The 19794-nt window shown below is 70.5% G+C and carries 16 protein-coding genes; 6 read left to right on the forward strand and 10 right to left on the reverse strand.

Annotation, left to right across the window (positions count from 1 at the left end):
- Positions 1-49 precede the first annotated feature (49 nt).
- Complete coding sequence (locus ACWGIH_RS41555) at positions 50-1345, reverse strand: MFS transporter (RefSeq protein WP_453451925.1); 1296 nt, start codon at positions 1343-1345, stop codon at positions 50-52.
- A gap of 58 nt (positions 1346-1403) precedes the next feature.
- Between ACWGIH_RS41555 and ACWGIH_RS41560 the strand changes: the two genes are divergently transcribed.
- Complete coding sequence (locus tag ACWGIH_RS41560; protein ID WP_453451924.1) at positions 1404-2723, forward strand: aminotransferase class I/II-fold pyridoxal phosphate-dependent enzyme; 1320 nt, start codon at positions 1404-1406, stop codon at positions 2721-2723.
- A gap of 64 nt (positions 2724-2787) precedes the next feature.
- Complete coding sequence (locus ACWGIH_RS41565) at positions 2788-3327, forward strand: GNAT family N-acetyltransferase (RefSeq protein ID WP_453451923.1); 540 nt, start codon at positions 2788-2790, stop codon at positions 3325-3327.
- Between the two features lie 15 nt (positions 3328-3342).
- On the opposite strand, the gene ACWGIH_RS41570 is transcribed toward ACWGIH_RS41565, so the two are convergent.
- Positions 3343-4188, reverse strand: a complete 846-nt coding sequence (locus tag ACWGIH_RS41570; protein ID WP_453451922.1) for an aldo/keto reductase — start codon at positions 4186-4188, stop codon at positions 3343-3345.
- A 355-nt stretch (positions 4189-4543) separates the two neighbouring features.
- Here ACWGIH_RS41570 and ACWGIH_RS41575 point away from each other — a divergent pair, with 355 nt between their 5' ends.
- A complete protein-coding gene (locus ACWGIH_RS41575) occupies positions 4544-5569 on the forward strand; it encodes a hypothetical protein (protein ID WP_453451921.1) in 1026 nt (341 codons plus the stop codon).
- Between the two features lie 71 nt (positions 5570-5640).
- Here the strand turns inward: ACWGIH_RS41575 and ACWGIH_RS41580 are convergent, their stop codons facing one another.
- Both ACWGIH_RS41580 and ACWGIH_RS41585 read right to left on the reverse strand, forming a co-directional pair.
- Positions 5641-6450, reverse strand: a complete 810-nt coding sequence (locus ACWGIH_RS41580; RefSeq protein ID WP_453451920.1) for an SDR family NAD(P)-dependent oxidoreductase — start codon at positions 6448-6450, stop codon at positions 5641-5643.
- A 109-nt stretch (positions 6451-6559) separates the two neighbouring features.
- Positions 6560-8038 carry an esterase gene (locus ACWGIH_RS41585; protein ID WP_453451919.1) on the reverse strand — a complete coding sequence of 493 codons (1479 nt, stop codon included), beginning with the start codon at positions 8036-8038 and terminating at the stop codon, positions 6560-6562.
- A gap of 195 nt (positions 8039-8233) precedes the next feature.
- Here ACWGIH_RS41585 and ACWGIH_RS41590 point away from each other — a divergent pair, with 195 nt between their 5' ends.
- On the forward strand, positions 8234-8905 hold the full coding sequence (locus ACWGIH_RS41590; RefSeq protein ID WP_453451918.1) for a hypothetical protein: 672 nt from the start codon (positions 8234-8236) through the stop codon (positions 8903-8905).
- A 15-nt stretch (positions 8906-8920) separates the two neighbouring features.
- On the opposite strand, the gene ACWGIH_RS41595 is transcribed toward ACWGIH_RS41590, so the two are convergent.
- Entirely contained in the window at positions 8921-10702 is a 1782-nt protein-coding gene (locus ACWGIH_RS41595; protein WP_453451917.1) for a carbamoyltransferase family protein, read from the reverse strand.
- Between the two features lie 92 nt (positions 10703-10794).
- Here ACWGIH_RS41595 and ACWGIH_RS41600 point away from each other — a divergent pair, with 92 nt between their 5' ends.
- A complete protein-coding gene (locus ACWGIH_RS41600) occupies positions 10795-11241 on the forward strand; it encodes a hypothetical protein (protein ID WP_453451916.1) in 447 nt (148 codons plus the stop codon).
- 6 nt (positions 11242-11247) lie between these two features.
- On the opposite strand, the gene ACWGIH_RS41605 is transcribed toward ACWGIH_RS41600, so the two are convergent.
- The 4 genes from ACWGIH_RS41605 to ACWGIH_RS41620 form a co-directional block, all read right to left on the reverse strand.
- Positions 11248-13218: an aminotransferase class I/II-fold pyridoxal phosphate-dependent enzyme gene (locus ACWGIH_RS41605; RefSeq protein ID WP_453451915.1), complete on the reverse strand. Its 1971-nt coding sequence runs from the start codon at positions 13216-13218 to the stop codon at positions 11248-11250.
- 1 nt (position 13219) lies between these two features.
- A complete protein-coding gene (locus ACWGIH_RS41610) occupies positions 13220-14182 on the reverse strand; it encodes an NAD-dependent epimerase/dehydratase family protein (RefSeq protein WP_453451914.1) in 963 nt (320 codons plus the stop codon).
- Between the two features lie 14 nt (positions 14183-14196).
- Positions 14197-16935: an alpha/beta fold hydrolase gene (locus tag ACWGIH_RS41615; protein WP_453451913.1), complete on the reverse strand. Its 2739-nt coding sequence runs from the start codon at positions 16933-16935 to the stop codon at positions 14197-14199.
- Positions 16936-17100: 165 nt separating this feature from the next.
- Positions 17101-18264: an ATP-grasp domain-containing protein gene (locus ACWGIH_RS41620; RefSeq protein ID WP_453451912.1), complete on the reverse strand. Its 1164-nt coding sequence runs from the start codon at positions 18262-18264 to the stop codon at positions 17101-17103.
- Between the two features lie 693 nt (positions 18265-18957).
- On the opposite strand from ACWGIH_RS41620, the gene ACWGIH_RS41625 reads away from it, so the two are divergent.
- Positions 18958-19248, forward strand: a complete 291-nt coding sequence (locus tag ACWGIH_RS41625; RefSeq protein ID WP_453451911.1) for a hypothetical protein — start codon at positions 18958-18960, stop codon at positions 19246-19248.
- 65 nt (positions 19249-19313) lie between these two features.
- Here the strand turns inward: ACWGIH_RS41625 and ACWGIH_RS41630 are convergent, their stop codons facing one another.
- Entirely contained in the window at positions 19314-19520 is a 207-nt protein-coding gene (locus ACWGIH_RS41630) for a hypothetical protein (protein ID WP_453451910.1), read from the reverse strand.
- Positions 19521-19794: the final 274 nt, after the last annotated feature.

A 19794-nucleotide genomic window follows, 5' to 3' on the forward strand; every position in this document is an offset into this window, starting at 1 on the left:
CCCGCCACGCGACCGTGGCGGGCGGGGCGTCTGCGTACGCGGCGACGGGTCACGACGTGAGCCGCTGACCGCGGTCACCGACCGCGCCGGGCGCATCCACCGAAACGCTCGCACAGCCCAGTCTCCTGCGTACGAGGCGACTCTGCGCCGCGACCGTCGCGATCACACCGGCGCCGAGCAGCGGCCAGGCAAGAGGGCCCGCGGCGATCACGGCTGTGACAAGGAGGGGTCCGCCGCTGCGCTGGGCCGACGACGAAAGCCCGTGCACACCGAGGTAGGCACCTTGGGCGTCATCGGGGGCGAGCGCGATGGAGAGCTCCCAGGACGCGATGGCGTGCAGTATCTCCGCGAAGGTGAAGGCGATCGCTGCTGCCACCAGGGCGGTGACGGCCAGCCACGTGCCGCCCGCCACCGACGCGGTCATTGCGGCACAGCCGACGACGAAGCAGGCGGCCAGAGGCACGAGGAGCGCGCGGGCCGCGTCCGGCGTGCTCCCGAAGCGGGACAGCGGGACCTGACAGCAGACGACGAGCACGCAGTTGAGGACCATGAGCAGCGGCGCGAGGCCGTGCGGGGCATCCGTGGCGTGCACGATCCACAGGGGCATGCCGACCTGGAGCACCGCGTCGTCGAGGAAGAGTGCCGCCTCGGTGGCGGTGAACAGCAGATAGGGGCGGTCGCGCCATGGGTTCGACGGCGGGGCGGGAAGCGCGGACGCCGTGGAGTCGGTGACCACCCGGGAGGGCGAGGGCGGTTCCGCGCAGCGCAGGGTGAGCAAGGCGGCGACGAGGAAGCTGAGCACGTTGCCGACGAGCAGTGCCTGGTAGGCGTGGTCCGTGCCGACGGCGAGGGCGAGCGCACCGGCAAGGCCACCGATGGCCCAGCCCGCGTTGGACACGGTGCGCTGCACGGCTTGGTACTTGGTGCGATCGGGGCCCGCGATGCGGGCGGCGTACAGCTTGGTGAGGACGTTGGCCCCGCGGTCGGCCAGGCTGTTCACGGACGAGTACAGCAGGAGCAGGGAGAAGTTGTCCGTCGTCAGCAACGCTAACAGGGCGATCGCCTGCTGAAGTTGGGCGCCGATGAGGACGCGGGTGACGGGGAACCGGTCGGCGAGGTGACCCGCGAGCGGCGCGCCCGCGATACCGACGGCGCCCGAGACCCCCATGAGCACACCGACCTCGGCGACGGAGAGCCCGGTGACCAGGGTGAAGTAGAGGGCGGCCGCCCCCATCCACAGCCCGGTTCCCGCCTTGTTGATCAGGGCGATCCAGAGCATGCGGCGGCCGTCGAGACCCCCTGGTATGCGTGCGTACAGCGCGGCCCGGCCACGGCTGATCCTCACCACTCCCCCTTGGCTTCCCACTTGACTCCGACTTTTGTACTGATACATACTTACTTACGTGGCAGCACAATATGCGATCAAGGGCACGACCGCCAAGGGCATTACCTCGTCGGTCGAACAGGCCGTGGCCGAAGGCGGTTTGGGCCCCGGCGACGCCCTGCCTCCGGTACGGAAACTGGCCGATGACCTCGGGGTCAGCGCGGGCACGGTGGCGACGGCGTACAAGGAGCTCCGGCGGCGCGGAATCGTGGTGACGCGCGGACGTGGCGGAACGGCGGTCGCGGCGGCGCCCGCGGTCGGCACGCGCCGGCCCCCGAGAGTGCCGCACGGGGTGCGCGATCTGGCGGGCGGCCATCCGGACCCGGCACTGATGCCGGTGCTGCTGCCGCCCGAGCGTGTGGCCCCCGTCCTCGGTTCGCACCGCGGCTCGCCGCGCCGTACGCGACTCGAGGAGCTGTCCCGCGAGTGGTTCGCCCGCGACGGGATCCCCGACGACCGGGTGACCTTCGCGCACGGGGCACTGGACTGCATGGCACGGCTGCTCTCCACGGAGCTGATGCCGGGTGACGCGGTGGCCGTCGAGGACCCGGGCTTCCACCATCTCCTCGATCTGGTACCGGCGTTGGGGCTGCGCATGGTGCCGGTCGCGGTGGACGACGAGGGGATCCGGCCGGACGCGTTGACCCTCGCGCTGCGGGCCGGGGCCCGGGCGGTGGTGTGCAGCCCGCGGGGGCAGAACCCGGTGGGCGGCTGCTTCTCGGAGGCGCGACGCGACGCCCTGCTCGAAGCACTCGGCGGCTTCCCGGACGTCCTGGTCATCGAGGACGACCACAACGCGGAGGTCGCGGGCGCCCCGTCGTACGCGCTGGCTTCCGGCGGTCTCGCGCGTTGGGCCCAGGTGCGGACCGTGTCCAAGCATCTGAGCGTCGACCTGCGGTGGGCGGCACTCGCGTGCGACGCGACGACGCTGGCCCGGCACGAGGGTCAGATGCTGCTCACTTCGGGGTGGGTCAGCCATCTGCTGCAGGAGACGGTCGAGCGCACGATGCCCGATCCCGCCGCGCGCAGCCTTGTCGGGCGGGCCGAACAGACCTATACCGAGCGGCGCGAGGCGCTGATCGCGGAGCTCGCGCGGCACGGGATCGCGGCGCGCGGTGCGAGCGGGATGAACGTGTGGGTGCCCGTGCGGGACGAGTCCGCAGTGGTCAACGGCCTGCGCTCACACGGGTGGTGGGTGGCCGCGGGCTCACGCTTCCGCATCGCCGCGCCCACCGCCGTACGGATCACCACAGCCGCCCTTGAGGTTCCGGAAGCGGCCCGGTTCGCCGCGGACTTCGCCGCGGTGCTCGACGACTCCGAGGCCACGTACGGAGGTTGAGGCCGGCGCGGTGGACAATCGAGCACAAGGCGCAACGCACTAGGCGGACGGTGGGGGCAAGCGGATGATCAGCTGGCGTCGGCTCGACGAACCGGACTTCCCCCTGCTGCGGCGGTGGCTGGCGCAGCCGTTCGTCGCACGCTGGTGGAACCACGAGACGTCGCCCGAGGCGGTGGCGCGCGGCTTCGGCCCGGCGGCGCGTGGCGAGGAGCCGTCGGAGGACCTGCTCATGCTGCTGGACGGCGAGCCTTTCGGTCTCGTCCAGCGCTGCCGCTTCGCCGACTATCCCGAGTACGGGGACGAGTTGGCCGGGCAGGCGGAGGTCCCCGAGGGCGCGATGTCCATCGACTACCTGATCGGGGAGCCCTCGTACGTCGGCAGGGGTCTCGGTACGCTCATGATCCGGGCGATCGTCGAGGCCACCTGGAGCGATCACCCCGAGGCCACCGCGGTGCTCGTCCCCGTGCACGTGGGCAATCACGCGTCCTGGCGTGCCCTGGAGAAGGCGGGCCTGCGGCGGATCGCCGAGGTGTCGCTGGAACCCGACAACCCCCTCGACGACCGCGCCCACCACCTCTACCGGATCGACCGGCCCGCCCCGTGACGCGGCCGGCCCGGCTCAGCCCTGTGCCGGAGGCGTGATCCGGTCGAGGCGCTCCCGCTGCTCCGCGCTCAACCGGAGACCGGCCGCGGCGACGTTCTCCGCCAGATGGTCGAGCGAGGCGGTGCCGGGAATCGGCAGCACGACCGGCGAGCGGTCGAGCAGCCAGGCCAGCGCCACCTGCGCCGCGGTGGCGTCGAGTTCGGCCGCGACCGCCGCGATCTCGGCCGCCCCGGTCGAGGCCGCCGGGTGGACCGGCCGCCAGGGCAGGAAAGCGATCCCCGCCGCGTCACAGGCGTCCAGCACGGCTTCGTGCTCCCGGTCCAGCACGCTGTAGCGGTTCTGCACGCTCGCCACGTCCACGATCTGCCGTGCCTCGTGCAGCTCGTCGGCGGTGACCTCCGACAGGCCGATGTGACCGATCCTGCCGTCGAGTTGGAACTCCCGCAGCGTGCCGAGCTGATCGGCGAGCGGCACCTTCGGGTCGAGGCGGTGCATCTGCAGGAGCCCGATCCGCTCCACGCGCAGTCGGCGTAGGGCCTGCTCGACCTGCTCACGGAGGAACTCCGGCCGTCCGTTGGTCCGCGCCTCCTCGCCGGGGCCCGGGCGCTCGATCGCGACCTTGGTCGCGATGAGCAGGTCGTCCGGGTACGGATGCAGCGCTTCGACCAGGAGTTCCTCGTTGGCGCCCCACCCGTACATGAACGCCGTGTCGATCAGCGTGATGCCCAGCTCCACGGCCCGCCGGGCCACCGCGATGGAAGCCTCCCTGGCCGCTCCGGCCTCGGTCGCCAGGCGCATCGCCCCGAATCCGATGCGGCGGACAGGGATCTCACCGCCGATACGGAAGGTGCTCGATGTCATGTGTCGTGTCTCCCCCTCTTGGATGTGCCCGGGCCGAGTCGGCGCCGCTTGCGCAGCATGTGGGTCACCCAGACCACGAGCCCGACCACTGACAGCACCACCGCCCCGCCCACGAGGATGATGCCACCGAACCTGCGCGTCCCGTCCCGCCAACCCCTCTGATCCCAACGGGAATTACGCACTCCCGTGCATTGTCGGCTCACCACGCCCGGTTCAGGGTGTTGCCTCCCACAAGGCCTCAAGAAGGGTTCCCTTCATGCGAAGACGAGTCTTTGCCCGCGGTCTGGCCATCACCGGCGCGGGGTTGACCCTCCCCGTCCCGTTATCCGGTGCTGCCACCGCACGACCCGGAGCTGTGGCAGCAGCCTGGCAGCAGGTCGCCGCACCGGCCGCACAGGAGGCCGCCCACCTGCTCGCGGTCGCCGCCGCGGGCCCCGGACTCGCCTGGGCCGTGGGCGAGCAGGGTCGCAACGGAGGCACGCTCGGCACCCCGCTCGCCCTCAGCTGGAACGGCTCCGACTGGTCACGGACCGACCTCTCCCACCTGACGTACAGAGGCGGACTGCGCGCGGTCGCCGCCTCACCGGACGGCACGTCGACGGACCGCACCGCCTGGGCCATCGGCACCGACACCGCCGGGCACGACCAGCTCCTGGCGTGGGACGGCACCACCTGGCGCGAGAAGGACTTTCCCGGGCGGGGCGAACCGGGGACACGGCTGACCGATGTCACCGCTGCCTCCGGCGGCCGGTTCTGGGTGTCGGGGCGGCACGGTGACCGCGCCGGCCTGCTGCGAGGTGACGGCACGACGTGGCGCTGGTGCCGGCCGCTGCCGGACGAGGCCGCGCCCACGCCGACCGGCGTCCATGTAACGCCCGGCGGTGAGGTGTGGGTCCACGGCGACATCATCGCCCGCTGGGACGGCGCCTGGACGGTGGTGCCCCGCACGCTCGGCATCCGTGCCTCGGTGACGGGACTGCTCCCGGTCGCGCACGACGACATCTGGCTCACCGGCTTCGCGTACGGCGTGGGCGGGCCGCCCGGCAAACCGCCCGGTGTCACGCTGCAGCACTGGGACGGCGCCCAGTGGACCAACGTCCAGGCGCCCTTCACCGTCGGCCTGTTGAGCGGCATCGCGGGGGACGCCACAGGGCAGCCGGACCGGATCTGCGGCTGGGACTTCTGGGACCAGAAGCGCGCCCACTACCTGCGCTGGGACGGAGCGGCCTGGCTCAGCGAACGCGGACCGGAGACGCCGTCCACCTATCTGCCCCAGGCCATCGCCCCCATCCCCGGCACGGACGGCGGCCACTGGTCGGTGGGCACGACCTCCTTCTCGCCGTTCCCACCCGCCCAGCTCCGCGTGGAACGCTTCGGCTGACCCTTGAGCCCTGCCCCTTGAGCCCTGCCCCTTGAGCCCTGACCCTTGAGCCCGCCGCCCCGATCCGGCTCCTAGGCCCTCGGCGTGATACTGAAGTCGAAGGCGGAGGTTCCGGGGTCCACCGCGGTCACCCCGCCGTCGACGGTCAGGGACGCGCCGTTGACGAAGGAGGCGGCGGGCGAGAGCAGCCAGGAGATCGCCTCGGCGACCTCCTCCGGCTCCCCCGGCCGGCCCGCCGGGACGAGCCGCGTCGCTTCGTCGTACGCCGCGTCGGCCCCGCCGTCCCCGAGGCCGGCCTCCTCGGCGAACCGGGTCATGCGCCGGTCGGCCATCTCGGTGCGCACCCAGCTGGGGCACACGGTGTTGGCGCGCAGACCGGCCTTGCCGTAGTCGACAGCGAGGGAGCGGCACAGCTGGAGCAGCGCCGCCTTCGACGTGGCGTACGCGGCGTTGGCCACGCCGTTGCGCAACGCGGCGACCGAGGCCACCGCGACGACCGAGCCGCGCGCCTCGAGGAGGTGAGGAAGCGCGGCCCGCATCAGCAGGAAGGGACCCGTCAGGTTGGTGCGCAGCACGGCTTCCCAGTCCTCGTCGGACAGGTCGCCGACCGCCCCGCTGCGCCCCACCCCGGCGTTGAGCACGAGCCCGTCGATGCGGCCGTAGGCCTCGACGGCCGCGTCGACGAGACCGGCGACCTCCGCGGGATCGCCCGTGTCCGCGGGGTGGGCCAGCGCACCGGTCTCCTCGGCGACACGGCGCAGCGGCTCGGGGCGCCGTCCGGAGACGACGACACGGTGACCGGCCGCGCGCAGCTGCCGGGCGGTGGCGGCACCGATGCCCGTCCCACCGCCCGTGACGACGACAACTCGGCTTTCCGTCATGCCTGTTCAGCCTCCGAACGCGGTCGTGAGCACATGGCCGTGATCATACGTAGGCCGCTCACGGCCGCGTTCGGATGGCCTGTCCGAAGGCCCTCACGGGCCCGTCGGCCTACTCGTCGATCGCCGCGCCGAACGCCGCGCCCGTGCCCGGCGCGCCCAGCGACTCCGCGCCGTAGGTCCACGACCCGGACGCGGTGACGCCGCCCGACCCCGCGTTCAGGACCCACACGATGCCGTCACCGGCGTTCTCGCGGGGTGCGGCGGCCAGGAGACCGAAGCGGCCGTCGCGGTTCGGGTCCGTCAGACGCACCTGGGCGCCCCACTTGTCGCCCTTCTCGGCCTCACCGGGGATGTCCGCGGAGTTCTGGTCCCACGACTTGGCACCGGCCCCCGTCAGGCCGAACTCGGAGCCACGCAGCACCCAGGCCGCCCCGGCGTCCGCGACCGTGCCGATGTCCTCGCCGGGGGCGCCGATGGCGACGTCCGCGTATCCGTCGCCGTTCGTGTCCGCCACGGACAGGTCGGCGCCCCAGCCGTCGCCGCGCTCGGCGACGCCGGGTACGTCCGCGCTGTCCTGCGTCCACCACTTGGCCTCGTCCTTGAGGCCGCCCGCATCGCCGTAGCGGACGCCGACCAGGCCGCCGGTCTGCGTCTCGCCCCCGTCGTCCGGGGAGTTGGGCTCGCCGGTCACCAGGTCGTCGAAGCCGTCGTGGTTGATGTCGCCGGACGCGGCGACGGGTCCGCCGCGCAGGTCGTGCTCGTACTTGAGGCCGTCGGCGTTGCCCGAGAAGTACGCGGACCAGCCGTGCCCCGGCTCGTCGCCCACGGTCACGCCGGACACGACGAGATCCGCGTAGCCGTTGTCGTCGTAGTCGCCGGTGGTGAGCGACTTCGGCGTGATGTCGCGCTCCTCGGCCGCCGCGGAGAGCCGCTTGGTCTCCTGGTGTCGCAGCGGGGCCCGCCCGTCGGCCTGCGGCGCGGCGTCGTACGCGAAGAGCTCCAGGTCGTCGCGGTCCAGTACGGCGAGGATGTCGCCCGGCGTCTCGTCGGTGTGGTGCGCGGCGGCGAGGCTCAGGCCGAACTGCTCGCCCTTGGTGGGCTCCTGGGTCTCCAGCCAGTCGCTGGCGGCACCGCTGAGGCCGTCCTTCGAGCCCCACAGGATCGCGGCCCCACCCGCGTCCGCCGTGTCGCCGATGTCCTCGCCGGGGATGCCGACGACCGCGTCGTCGAAGCCGTCGGCGTCCAGGTCACCGGTGGCGACGGCCGTACCGAAGCCGTCGGCCGCCTCGGCGGCGCCCGCGACACCGGCCGTCGACTGGCTGAACCGGTCGACGGAGGTGGTGTTCATGCCCCTGGAGGAGCCGTACTGGGCGGTGACGAGACCGGCGCCCTTCTGGCCGCTCACCGTCGCCCCCGGGGCTCCGACCAGCACGTCCTCGTATCCATCGCCGTTGAAGTCACTGTTGCGGTCGTCGGCGTGCGTACCCCCGGGGGTGCCGGCGACGGCGGAGGGGGCGGCGACGATGCCCGCTCCGCTGAGAAGGAGGAATGAGGCCGCGGCGAGGGCGGCCGAACGGTTCTTGCGCACGAGCGGCTCCTGAGAAGGAAAGTGGCCGGGCAGGCGCGAGGGTGTCCGGAAAGGGCCCGTTCCTTGTCCGGCGCCCTGTTCGACACCGGATGGGGCACAAGGGTTGTACGCGACCCCCTGCTCGGAAGCGGGGCGTGTCATTCCCTCTGAGATCATGGCCGCCACAGGACCGCCGCAGAACGGGAGAGACAGCGCGTGCCCCAGAACCGAGTGACCTTCCGGGTGGTGTACGCGACAGATCCGCCGGCCGTCGTCAACTGGGGCGGCGGTGAACGGCACGGCGCCGACGACGCGTTCGGCCGCCTCTGCCGTGACCCCGCCGGGCCCGAGCGTGACCCCCGCCGCTCGCTGCGTTCCTTCCACATCGTTCCCGACGGCCGGGCGCCGGTCGTGCGGGTGACCACCGAGCAGCCGCTCGACTCCCGTGCGAGCGGGCGCCCCGCGGCCTACCGCGTCGACGACGCCGCCGGTGCCCCGCTCGCCAGGATCACCTTCCGACGCCGCCCCCTGCTGCGTCTCGGCCGCACCCGGTGGACCGTCGAGCCCGTCGCGGGGCCCGCGCTCCGGGGTTATCGGGGGCGCCTGGTGTGGTGGGTCCTGTGGTGGCCCGTCGGCCTGCCGCTCGCCCTGGTGTGGGGCATCACCTCGCTGCTGGGTGAGGGCGACGGCGGCTTCGGTGCCCCGCGCCGGATCATCTGGCGTGACGCGTCCCGCCGGGCGCGGCTCGTCTTCCGGGGTATCGCCGACGAGTACCGGGTGCTCGGCCAGGACCTGGACCCGCGTGTGGTGGCCGCGCTGGTGGCCCTGCACCAGTCGTTCGACCCTTCCGAGGGGGGCGGGGCGCTGGGCTGGTACGAGAGGGCGTGAGCGACGCCCGGCGGCTCAGCGGGCCTTCTTGGTGACCACGAACCGGTCGATGACCAGGTGGTCGATCTCGGTGGCGAGGAAACACTCCAGCGCGTCCCGCGGCGAGCAGACGATGGGCTCTCCGGCCACGTTGAACGAGGTGTTGAGCAGGCAGGGCACGTCCGTCTTGGCCGTGAAGGCGCGCAACAGCCGTGCGAGCGCGGGATTCTGCCGGTCGTCGACCGTCTGGACGCGCGCCGTGCCGTCCACGTGGCAGGCGCCGGGGATGCGCTCCTGGTACTCCTCGCGCACCGGGAAGACGAACGTCATGTACGGGGACGAGGTCTTCTTGCCCATGTCGAAGACGCGGGGTGCCTCCGACGCGAGGACGACCGGCGCGAACGGGCGGAAGGGCTCCCGGTGTTTGACCCGGAGGTTGATGATGTCCTTGATGTCGGGGAAGGCCGGGTTGGCGAGGATGCTGCGGTTGCCCAGGGCGCGCGGCCCGAACTCGGCCCGGCCCTGAAACCAGCCCACGACGTTCTTCCCGGCCAGCAGGCCCGCCGTCCTCTCGGCGGCGGCGGAGACATCGGGCTCCTCCTGCCACTCCACGCGGTCGGCGTACTCCCCCAGCACGTCGAGGATCTGCCGTTCCTCGTACGAGGGCCCCAGATAGGGCGTGGTGACCGCGTCAGCGGGCCGGTTCCTGAGACCGGCGGCGTAGACGGCCGCGCCGATGGCGACGCCCGGGTCGCTGGCCCCGAAGCTGACCTCCATGCCGGTGAACGAGGACCGCTGAAGCATCTTCGTGTTGGCCACGCAGTTGAGCGCGAGGCCGCCCTCGAAGAGCAGGGTGTCAAGGCTGGAGAGGGCGGTCAGTTTCCGCAGCTGATGGGCGGTGACGGCCTCGACCATGTGCTGGGCGAACCCGGCGACCTTGACCCGGAAGTCGAACTCCTCGCGCTTCTCGCTGTCGCCGCCGAACAGCTCGTCGAACAGCGCGTGGTACGCCCCGACGTCCGCGGGGACGGAGAGGGTGTACGAGCCGTCCTCGTGCAGGCGCACGACGTGTTCGAGCAGGGGGTTGTGCTGGGGCGATGGGCCATAGGCGGCCAGGCCCATGACCTTGTACTCGTCGTTGTTGGGCACGAATCCCAGGTAGCGGGTGATCCTTCCGTAGGCCACACCGAGCGAGCTGGCCATGCCGACGGTGCCCTCGTCGAAGAGGCGGACCACGCCGTCGCGCAGCTCGCCCATGACCGCGGAGAGGGTCTCGGCCCGGCCGTCGCTCACCAGGAAGGCGGCGTCGCCCCCGCCGGCCAGGTAGGCGCCGCACATGAGGTGGGCCAGGTGATGGGGCACCAGGGTGAGCTTGTTGGGGTCCAGCGCGTGGCCGGTGCGCCGGACGAAGTCGTCGTACACCGCCTCGCGGCTGAGCATCCCGGTGTAGAGCTCGCCCGTGCGCCGCAGTGAGTCGAACTTCGCCGCGACCGGCAGGTCGGAGTCGCATATCCCCGCGATCATCTCCTCCGCCACGGTCGGCGAGAAGCGCCAGGGGAAAGCGACGACGTCGACCTGGTCGAGTTCGACACCGGCGGAGTCCAGGCACCATCTGATCGCGTCGGCCGGGAAATCGGAGGTCTTCTTGACCCGGCTCAGCCGTTCCTCCTCGACGGCGGCGACCACTTCGCCGTCGATGGTCAGGGCAGCCGCCGCATCGTGACCCACCAGAAGATTACGGGCGGCACCGGTCGCCCCGTAGAGACGTCCGAAGAGTTCCGCACCCCTGGTGAATCCGTTGTAACCGAGCACGATCACGGGCTTTCATCCTCCTTGTCGGAACACCTTGCCACTGCAATTCGAGCGGTCATAACCTGGGGCCGAACACCCGTGACCGAAAGGATCCATTCGTGGGCAACGATTCTTCTCCAACCCCTCTGACCAGCACAGTCGTCGCGGAAGGCTTCGACCGCTGGAGCCCTCCGCTGCACAAGGAATTCGAGACCAACTCCCAGAACGGCCACGTGGGTCAGACCCTGGTGAAAGAGACCGAATCGGCGCGCATATGGGAAACACATCTCCAGCCCGGAGAACGCATTCCTGTTCACCGGCACGTACTCGACTATGCGTGGACAGCTCTCACCGATGGCCTGGCCCGCCAGCACGCGAGCGACGGCAGCAGCCGGGAGATCTCCTATCGTCGCGGGGCGACCCGGTATTTCAGCTTTGCCGAAGAGCGTCATCACCTCCACGACCTGAAAAACATCGGCGACTCTGTTCTGTCGTTTCTGGTCGTCGAGATGAAAGACGGGGCCAACAAGCCACTGCCGTTGGCGGATGGCGCCGCCGACGCCTGATCCCGCTCACAGTGCGGCGGAGAGCGCGGTGAGCAGGGCGTCGTTCGCGCGCCGGTTGCCGATGGAGACGCGGCAGGTGGCGGGGATGAGGAAACCGACGTCGGCGACCACGATTCCCGCCTGGCGCAACTGCTCCATGACGCGCTCGTGCTTGTGCAGCCGCACCAGCAGGAAGTTGGCCTCCGAGGGGAACACCCGCTCCACCGCGGGGTGTTCGGCCAGCATCCCGGCCATCCGGTCACGCTCGGCCCGGATGTGCCGGATGCTGGCGAGCACCCGGCGGGTGCGGGTCAGCCGGTCCCGCACGGCGGCCTGCGACGCGTCGGTGAACCCGAAGGGCACCTGCACCCGCCGCAGCGCCTCGATGATCCCGGGTTGCGCAAGGGCGATCCCGCACCGCGCGCCGGCGAGCCCCCAGGCCTTGGAGAGCGTTCTGAGCACGATGAGGTTGTCGTGCTCGGCAACGAGACCGGCGTACGAGGGCTTCTCGCTGAACTCGACATACGCCTCGTCGATCACGACGAGGCCTCGCGTGCCGGTGACGAGAGCCCGCACCCGCTCCGGGTCGAGCCTGGTCCCCACGGGGTTGTTCGGATCGCACAGGATGGTGACCCGCGGATCGGCGGCCAGGATCCGCTCCGTGTCGAGCTCGGACAAGTCGTCGCCGCGCAGCGGCACTTCGACCAGCGGCAGCCGCAGCAGTCGGGCGAAGTGGGCGTAGAGCGGAAAGGTGGGCGGTGTGACGCACACGCTCTCACCGGGAGAGGCGAGCGCCGCCAGGAGCAGCATGACGCCGTCGACCGAACCGCTGGAGAACAGCAGATGGTCCGCTGTCAGGGTCTCCGTGCCCTCGTGGCCCGGCAGCTTCGCGATCGCGTCCAGGTAGGCGCGGGCGAGTTCCGCCGTGTCGAGATGGGGGTACTGGCCCGCGGTGCCCAGGAACGGGTTGGTGTTGCTCGACAGGTCGATGGTGTCGAACCGTGGCTGGCGGCGGGCACGCGCCGGGCCCGGCACCGGCACGGTCGTGACGGGCGGTGCCGCGAAGCGCGACAGCGCCGGCTCCGCCTCCGTGGCCTGCGGGACCGTGCGGCCCTCGGCCCGCAGCCAATGGTCAAGGGGGACGAACAGGTCGGCTCCGAGGCGGCGCTTGACGTCCGTCTCCCCCGGGCCGAGATGGACCCAGTGCAGGCCCGCGCGTCCGGCGTCGAGGTAGAGCCCGTACAGGGCCGCGGCGTGGAGATCACTCGGCGCGGCGTCACAGGCATCGGGGTCGGTGGCTTGCGCCAGGTGGTAGAGCCCCCGGCCGTTGTGGGACCTGGCGGTGAGTACGACCTGGACGACGGTGTCGCCCCTGCGGCGCACGAGCATCTCCGTGCGGTCCGCCAGCGCTCCTCCCGCCAGGGCGTCGAGGGCCGCCGCGTTGTACGGGTTGTGGCCGCCTGCGGTGCGCTCCGCCCAGCGACGGTGCAGTTCCACGAAGGCATCCCGCGCCCAAGGCGCCCCGCCGAGCTCGCTCAAGCGCATCCGCTCCCAGGTGAGGCCGCGGGAGAGCGCGTCATGGCGGCGGCGCAGGGCGCGCTGTCGCCCGCCGCCCACGCGGGCGCGCAGCACGTCGTCCACGTCGCCCGTCAGTCGCACGACGCACTCGGAATCGGCGGCCAGGGGCACGAAGCCTGCCGCCCGCAGCGCGCGGGCGTCGTCGGTGCGGCGCACATTGGGCACGAGGATCTGCCGTACGTCCAGCGCCTCGGCGCGGCGCACCAGCGCCTCGACGGCGTGGGCGGAGGGAGCGGGGCTTGTCGGGTGGTAGAGGGCCGCACCGCCGATCAGGGTGGGGCGCTCCAGGGCTTGGGGGTCCAAGGTGCCCAGAGCGCCCTGGCCGCCGACCAGTCGGGACAGGGCCCCCACCGGTTCGCGGGCTCCGAGGGCGGCACCGAGCGCCTCCTGCAACGCCTCCGTGTCTGTGGGCCTGCGCATGTCAGTGTTCCCCTCCTCGCTCCGTCGCGGACCGGCCGACGTGGGCCCCGACGCGGTCGCGGTACTCCTCGAACAGCTCGGCCAGGGTGCGGGCGATACCGGTCTTCCAGTCGACGGAGCAGTCGCCGATGAGACCCCGGCGGAGATCGTGGTCGAAGATCGCGGTCTCGCGGCTGTAGTCGCTGCGGTCGAGCTGGACCGGTACGCCCGTGAGCGCGGACATGTACTCGAGCAGGTCGGTCATGCCGACCTCCTCGTCCCCGCCCCAGTTCACCACCCGAGCGGGCGTCCCCGCCGCGCCCCACAGCAGCGGCACCTGCCGGACGAGGTCATCGGTGTGCAGCAGGTTGCAGTAGTTCTGCCCTTGCCGGGGCACCGCGCACGGCTGTCCGGCGCGCATCTGCCTGAACAGGATCATGGGGACACCGCCGTGGCCGTACGGCCCGTAGGCGATGTTGAGCCGGGCGATCACCGTCGGCAGTCCGAGCGCCTCCGCCAGACCCCGCGCCACTCCTTCGGCGGCGAGCTTGCCGACGGGGTACGTCGGCAACCAGGGCACCGCGCCGCCCACGGCGTCTGACTCGCGGTAGCGGTGGGTGCTGTCGGCCCGGTTGTAGACCACTCCGGACGAGACGTACAGGAACGCCTCGGCGGTGGCGCAGTGGGTCATCAGGCGTGCGGTGCCCGCGGCGTTGACGCGCGCGGTCTCCGCGAAGTCCTTGCCGTCGCCCCGGTGCACCGCCGAGTGCAGTACGTGGGTGAAGTCGCCCGGCAGTCCGGTCAGTTCATCGGCGGCCATGTCCCAGGTGAAGGTGTGTGCGCCCATCTCCTCCAGGGCCTTGCGGGCGGCCGGGTCGCCGAACCGGCCCAGGCACCACACCTCGTTGTCCGCCGCGAGAGCCTCGGCGACAGGCATCGCGACCTGCCCGGTGCCACCCGTGACGAGAATCTTCTTGCCTCGCATTCTGGTGTCCGTCCTTAGCCGAGCGCGTGGCTCAGTTCGTGCCGCAAGGTTGCCTGGAAGGTCTGTACGTGCTGCGGGCTCATCAGGGTGTAGTGCTCGCCGTCGACCTCGATGTACCGGTTGGCCTTACGGGTGAAGTCGTCCCAGTGGCGCAGCTGGTCGTCCAGCCATTCCTGTTTGGTGCCCTTGAGCGGGGTGCAGTAGAAGACGCGAACGTCTTCGACCGTTCCCGAGGGCTCGTAGGTGCGGCCCAGGTGAACCATGTTCTGCGCCAGGTGCACCCAGGTGGTGAACTGCTCTACGGTCAGGTCGAGTTCGACCAGGCGCCGCTTGGGCGCGTGGTCGATGAGGTGGGCGAGCTGCTCGGCTTCAGGCAGTGGACGCAGGGTGGCGGTCAGGCCCTCGATGTCGGCGGGGGCGATCAGCTCCAGGAACAGGGCCAGGTTGATCGCGCCGTCGGTGAAGGTGATCTCGTTCATGCGGCCGGAGATGCTCGGCGGCAGGTTGAAGACGCCCACGAACTTGACCTCGTCACCGTCGGCCTCGAGGCGTTTGGCGATCTCGAAGGCGACGGCCGCGCCGTAGGAGTACCCGGCCACGGCGTACGGCCCGCTCGGCTGGGTCCGCCGGATCGCCTCCACATAGGTGGTGACCATCTCGTCGAACGACGCGAAATGACTCTCGCCCTGCCCGAATCCGCGGGCCCGCAGCGCGTAGAAGGGCCGCTCGCCGGTGAAGTACTTGGCGAGGTTGACGAACACCAGCACCTCCCCCAGGCCGGGATGGACGCAGAACAGCGGCGTGCCGTCCCCGGTGACCTGCAAGGGCACCAGCGGTTCGTAGGCACCGTCTCCGCCGGCGCCGCGTGCGGCGGTCAGGCGGCCGGCCAGTGCGCGCACGCTGGGGGCCTGAAGGAGCGTGGACATCGGTACGTCGTCGATGCCGAACTCGGTCTGTATCTCCAGCTTGAGCCGCAGGACATCGAGCGAGGTACCGCCCAGGTCGAAGAAGCCGGCGGTCGCCGGGATCTTCTGGGTGTCCAGGACGCGGGCGTAGATGTCGGCCAGAGTGATCTCGGCGTCGCCCCGCGGCGCCACGTAATCGCCGAGGAAGCGGGTGCTGACCTCGTCGGAGCGGCGCGCGGCGGCGTCCATGCCTCCTGCCTCGACGGCCGCCCGCAGCCGCGAACGCTGGATCTTGCCGAGGTTGCCGCGGGGGATCTCGGCCTCGGCGACGGGCAGGATCAGCTGGGGCCTGAAGCCCCAGTGCATCACGGTGGAGCTGCGGATCGCGACCAGGGCCCGGTACACGGCCGAGTCGTCGGCGGGGTCGCCCGCGGGGACGAACGCGACGGCGAGTTGCTCCGAATCGGCGCCGTCGGGCCGGATCGGGAAGGCCGCGACCTGGCCGCGCCGTACGCCGTCCAGCTCGTCGAGGACCGCTTCCAGGTCGTGGCTGTAGTAGTTGACGCCGTTCACGATGACGGAGTCCTTCGTCCGGCCGACCAGCGTCAGCCGACCCTCCGAGTCGAGGCGTCCCAGGTCCCCGGTGCGGAACCAGCCGTCGGGGGTGAAGGCCTGGGCGGTGGCCTGGGCGTTGCCGTGGTAGCCGTCGGTGACCATCGTGCCGCGCAGCTGTACCTCGCCGGACCCGTCCGTGGTGGGCCGGTCGGTGGAGGCGAGGACCGTGCCGTCGCCGTCCACGACGCGGATGTGCAGGCCTCGCACGGGACGGCCCAGCGGAGGGAATTCCGTGTCCAGGTCCCGGGCGGCGAACTCACGGTTGAAGACGCTGCCCGCGCACGTCTCGGTCATTCCGAACGCGGGCACGATCACGTCCTCGCGCAGTCCGTGGGGCGCGAGCGCGTCCAGGAACGCCCGGACGGTGCCGGTCACGGTGGCCTCGCCGCCGGAGATGATGTGGCGCACCCACGACAGGTCCAACTCCGCGGGTAGGAGGGGGCGTTGCGCAAGGGCCTGGTTGATCTGCCCGAACAGGAAGTTGGGCGTGAAGGTCACTCTCACCCGGTGGGCGGCGAGCAGCCTGAGGAATTCCACGGGGTCCGCGAGCACCGTGGCCGGTGTCGCCATGACCTGGTCGGCTCCGTTGAACATCGGCAGCAGGTTCGCCTCGATCGCGGCGATGTGGTCGGCCGATATCCAGTTCAGCGAGGTGTCGTCGGGCCCCAGGTCCAGCGCCCCCGCCTTCCCGGCCTGTGCGGCGAGGAGGTTGGCGTGGGTGAGCCTGACCGCCTTGCTCGATCCGGTGGATCCTGAGGTGAGCATCAGGACGGCGAGGTCGTCCGGGGCGGGCGCGTGGAGGTGGTCGTCGTCGGCCGCGGCATGGCTCAGTTCCTCCACCGTCACCGCCCGCAGGCCGACTTCGGGCAGATCGCCCTGGGACTCCTTGGAGAGGATCACCAGCGGGTCGCCCAACAGCGTGCGCAGGTGCTCCAGTTGCGTACGCCACCGGGCGGGATCGGCGGGCGGCGCGACCGGGCAGGGCACGACGCCGGCCAGGACGCTCCCCCAGAAAGCGCGGAAGAAATTCTCGGGATCGTGGGCGGAGATCAGCACCCGTTCGCCCGGTGCGGTGCCGTGATTGCGCAGTCCTTGGGCGATCCGGCCGGCACACTCCCGTAACTCGGCGTACGAGAGGAATGATCCGCCGATGAAGGTGATGCCTCGCGATGTGTCCCGAGCCGCACGCTCGAGCAGTTGCGGGAGCGTCGAAGCGTGACGTTGATCCGGCATAGGGATGACGACCTCCGATCAGAGAAAAGCACCGTGGCTGGGCATACGGCTCGGGCCAGGCGTCAGGGCCGGCGCGTTTCGGCACCCAGGGGAAGGTGTCGAGCTCACAATTTCTCGCGATCCAGAATTTTCTTGTGACGACCGCCTGTGGGTGGGCGGATACCGTCAAGCGCCGACCTCGTTGAAGCGCACGATCTCGTCGATCGTCTTCTGCAGCTTCAATTCATCCGGGTCGGATACGATCGCCTGGCCGAATCGGCCGTACGGGCCGATCGACGCGTCGGGCGACAAGGGGTATTGGATTTCGTCGAAGGAGAAGTTCCGCTCGAAATCCTGTTGGGTCAATGTGCCGTCGGCGGAGCGGCGCAGGAGGATGTATCCGTAAAACCGGTCGGGCACACGGTCGTCCGGGATTCGCGCCGGCTCTTCGCCGAGGGCAAGGCTGATTTCCACGTCGAAGAGGTCGACACCGAATGTCAGTTGGTTGACCTGCGGGGACAGCGCCCCCGGAAGCCGGATGGCGCACTCGCCGAACGTCAGCCCGGCTTCCCGCGCGAACGCTTCCATGTGAAAGACGCAGTCCGGTGCGCCGAGGCTTTCCAGCACGTGCCCGGCGAGCCGCTCGGCCTGCCGGAACAGGTCCGGATGCAGCCTGCGGTCCAGGATGTGCGCGGACAGGATGCCGCCCTGCACGGCGCTGAGCGGCGAGATGTGGTTGCTGCTCACGGACGACCACTGGAGACGCCCGTTCCTCCAGATGCCGTCCATGTAGACCTCGGGGGCGTCGATGAAGGACTCGGCGACGATCTCGACGTCCGACTGGCCCGGGAAAAGCTCCAGGGCCCGCGCGTACTCTTCGGGAGAACGCACGACGCTCGTACGCAGCGAACCGGCTCCGATCGCCGGCTTGATGACGAAGACGTCGCCCAGTTCCCTGGAGAGCTCCAGGAATGACGTGTCCTTCGATACGTACCGACAGCGCGCCCGCTGGACGTGCGACGGCAACTTGCTCTTCTGGAGATATTTGTCCCGGAAATTGAGGACGGCTCTTGAGTCGACGTTTCCGGGGAGGTTCAGCTGCTGCCGCAAGTAGGTGGCGCTGAATACGCCCATTTCATGGACGGTGAGCACTCCTGCCACATCATCGACATGCGCGGAGACCACCGCTCGCCATACTTCCTGAATGTTCTCGATGTCGGCGACCCGCTTGGAGCGTCGCCCCTTCGGAGCGCCGGAAGGAGCCTGCACGATATAGCAGGGATCCAGTCCCCTGCGCCGGAGAACTTGGTCCAGGTCATCCCTGTAACCGATGACAATCATCGTCGGCATGCTCGTCTCCCCGAATTAAAGCTAGCCAACCAACTCGTCGCATCCTGTCACACGGGTTACAGCCGTGTGGATATGCAAAATCATGATCATTTGCCTGGCGAGATGTGATTTAACTCACAAGTAAAGCTTTAGTCGAATGGGCATGGAATGATTCATTCCGCCGCAGCTCCACGGACCGTAATTCCACCGCAACAAGCAAACAAAAGCCCATATCGCACCGCATATGGAAGAGAAGGCGAAACGCTCGACGCAGTGGGTGCAGCGGAGCGGGAGGCAATGGCCGCCGCCCGCTCCGGGCGCTGACAGGACGTGATTCCGGCGGTCAGCCGGGGGCCCTGGAGCCGGGAGCGAGGACGCGGCGCGACGCTCGCCCGGGGTCGCCCGGCATGTCACGTCGGCAGCCGGGAGCTTACCGGTGGCCGGGCAGGAGTCGGCAGTGGCATCCGCGCACGGATTCCGGCGTGCATGGCGCGCCGGGACCCCTGCGCGTACTCCGTTGGCTTGTGTCTACTCCGTCGGCTCGTGTCCACTCCGTCGGCAGGAGCGCCCAACGGCCCGCGCGAGCAGTTCATATGGCTCGGCGCCCGGCGATTACCGCGTTCGGGTGTCGCCAGGGGCCCGGTGCAACCAATGGGGCGCCCGACCGCTTCCTCTCCGACACAGGCATTGCCCGCACGTCGTGAGGAAGCCGCCATGACTTCACCCGCCACCATCCTGCCGACCGTCGACTGGGACGCGGAGGCCGACTTCCTGCTGCCCCCGCCCGACCCGACGCAGCGCCTGGACATGGCCGCCCCGGCCGTTCTCACGCCCCGCGACCGACACCGCCTGAGCCTGCACGCGACGCTCACCACGGCCGGGATCCCTCCCCACCCCGACGACGCCAAGGCCATCGACGCACTGAGCACGCTCGACGACACCGTGGCCCTCGCGATCTGCCGCTGGCTCAGCACCCACGCCCAACCGGCGACACCACTCACGTGACGCGGCACTGCACTGCACGGCAGTTCACCGCGCCCCGCCCGCGGCGGCAACGACACCACAGCGGATCAGCCCCGGTGGAAGAGGTCCTGCGGGTCCACGCGCTCCCAGCGTGAGCGCGGGGCGGGCGCACGCGGCACCTCGCGGTTCTGGGCCTGCCACTCACGTACCAGCGCGTCATAGATCGGGGATCGCGAAGCAGTCTCCCCGCCGCCGGTCCTGGTCTCGGCACGGGGCGGCCGCGGCGAAGGGACCCCGTTCCCCGCATCGCTCATGCGCAGTCCAACGATCCTTTCCGCTCCCGGCACTTCAAGAATTCGACCGCGTCCGGCATTAAGCCCGTGGCATGCGCATGCCACGGGCTTAATGGAGCGTCGGAGACAGGTGACTGACTCCACTGATCGTCTGGGCGCGGCCCTCGAATTCGTGCTCGCACCCATTCAACGCCGCCCTTCGGCGTCAGTGTCGCTCTTGAAACTGCGACACACGTTTGAGTGACAGATGTGTGCGAGTCGGCTGTGCGGTACCTCCCCGGTCCATACTCTCCGC

It is taken from the genome of Streptomyces sp. NPDC054872 (genome assembly GCF_053610705.1).